General features: G+C 41.9%; 1 protein-coding gene. It reads left to right on the forward strand.

Features of this window, described 5'->3' with window-relative positions; genetic code table 11:
• Positions 1–447: 447 nt before the first annotated feature.
• Entirely contained in the window at positions 448–1,293 is an 846-nt protein-coding gene (locus AC805_RS05735; protein WP_055074525.1) for a hypothetical protein, read from the forward strand.
• The last annotated feature ends 74 nt before the right edge of the window (positions 1,294–1,367 follow it).

The following is a 1,367-nucleotide window of genomic DNA, read 5'->3' on the forward strand; positions in this document are numbered from 1 at the left end:
TATAGTTGTTTTAAATAACTTGTAGACGGGCTTCGACTTCGCTCAGCCCTCGGTGTAAGCTAGCTGAGCGAAGTCGAAGCTGTAGTTTTTATTTGAATTATCTATAAAAGCCTTGCTACCCAAGGCTTTTACTTTGGGGCTTTGAGAAAGGGTTTGCATAGCAAACCCTTTCTCAAAGACAGTTTCAAATCATCCCGAACTCACGTTAAATAATAAAATCAGCGCCTATTCCTCTTGAAATGGGGATTTCCCAAAAATGAAAAACTTTTAATAGCGATCGCTTATTTCAGATTTATAATTGCGATGTAACTGGCTAGGCTCAATTAAATATAAAATCCCAAACCCATAGCATATGCTGCGCATGTGCCAAGGGATTTGGATCTGTTTTTTACTGATGCCCAGCTATTTTAAGTTTCACCATCAATCAACTAACTTGAAGAGGAACGAATGGTAAACATTGGCTATCATGCAGCAAAAATCCAAGGAAACTTCCTCCGATCTATTTATAAATCTAGCCTTTCGACTCTAGTTAGTTTGCCGATCGCCCAAGAGCGACAAGTCCCCATCAAAGTATATGCCCTATCCTGCGAAAGGGATTTACCCGAACAAGTAGCAAGTCTGCGATCTTTCCTTCGCTATGTGGGAATTCCTAAGGTATTTACGATCATGTCCGATGGAAGTTATACCGAAGAGAGTATTAAGCTATTACGGCGGATTCATCCCTGTGTTGACGTTCAGCTTTTAACCAAATTTCAAAGAGAAGACTTGCCCCAATCAGTCTATGAATACGCCTCTCAGCAGGCAATGGGTAAAAAACTTGCTGCCCTCATGTCTATTCCCATTGATGGGGCAACGCTCTATACGGATTCCGATATTTTGTTTTTTCAAGGAGCTTCCCATCTAGCCGAACTAGCTACTAGTGAAGGTTCGGCTACCTATTATTTGCCAGACTGTAAGAACTCCCTAGACAAACGCCTCATTTATGAAGATGTCGAGCAGCAAGAGCCAATTAATGCGGGATTTATTCTATTTAAAAAAGCTTTAGATTGGCAAGAACCAGTACAGAGATTGGCAAAGCTCCCAGAACTTCCCAATTACTTCTCCGAGCAAACCATCGTTAATTTGACGATTAAATCGAATCGCGGCATCGCCCTCGATCGCGATAAATATGTTATGAATGTAGACGATCAGTTTGTCTATCCTGATCGCTTTGTTACCAAACAAACTGCTATGCGCCACTACGTCAGCGATATCAGACATAAATTTTGGCAATCAGTTTTCTTTCACCCATAGTCATCTAAGTGGCTGGGCATAAAATCCAGATCTAAAACCTGCGGCGCACGCGCAGCGTGCGCCGCAGGTTTTAG

Source organism: Pseudanabaena sp. 'Roaring Creek', assembly GCF_001402795.1.
Lineage (GTDB): Bacteria > Cyanobacteriota > Cyanobacteriia > Pseudanabaenales > Pseudanabaenaceae > Pseudanabaena.